General features: G+C 63.4%; 1 pseudogene. It reads left to right on the top strand.

Annotation, left to right across the window (positions count from 1 at the left end):
* Positions 1–681 (top strand): annotated as a pseudogene (locus tag WS61_RS23835) (hypothetical protein); the annotation flags it as partial.
* Between the last annotated feature and the right edge of the window lie 74 nt (positions 682–755).

Below are 755 nucleotides of genomic sequence, written 5' to 3'. Positions count from 1 at the left end.
CTGACCGATTCCGCGGACGGCTCGAAGCAAGTCGCGTATCGCAACGTCGGCGACGCACTGGAAAACCTGGACGGTCGAGTTGCGGGCAACACGGGCGACATCACGAACATCAAGAACGCGTTCACGAACACGGGCCTGGTGGATGGCGATGGTCACACGCGTGCTGCAGTGACGTACGACAAGAACGCGGACGGTACGCCGAACCACGGCAAGGCCACGCTCGCGGGCGCGGGCGGCACGATCCTGTCGAACGTAGCGGCGGGTAAGGCTGACAAGGATGCGGTGAACCTTGGCCAGTTGAAGGAAGCAGGCCTGGTCACGCAGGTGGATCCGAACGACCCGAACAAGGGCATGACGTCCTTGGCGATGACGTACGACGATGCGACGAAGTCGAAAGCGACGCTCGGCGGCACGGAAGGCACGACGCTCACGAACGTGAAGGCGGGTCAGGTCAGCGCGCAGAGCAAGGATGCGATCAACGGCGGTCAACTGCATGGCACGGCGCAGAGCGTGGCAAATGCGCTGGGTGGCGGCTCGTCGGTGGATGCGAACGGCGGGGTATCCGCGCCGACGTACAGCCTGACCGATTCCGCGGACGGCTCGAAGCAAGTCGCGTATCGCAACGTCGGCGATGCACTGGAAAACCTGGACGGTCGGGTTGCGGGCAACACGGGCGACTGAACCGCTTGGATTTCTTGGACAGTGCCGAGCGTTAGTGTTCGGTCTTTCATGAGCCTTCGGCCGTAGGCCGAAGG

The organism is Burkholderia sp. ABCPW 11, assembly GCF_001523445.1.
In the GTDB taxonomy this organism is placed as follows: Bacteria; Pseudomonadota; Gammaproteobacteria; order Burkholderiales; family Burkholderiaceae; genus Burkholderia.
Note: the sequence above shows the minus strand (reverse complement) of the source record. Positions and strands in the feature narration are given on the sequence as shown.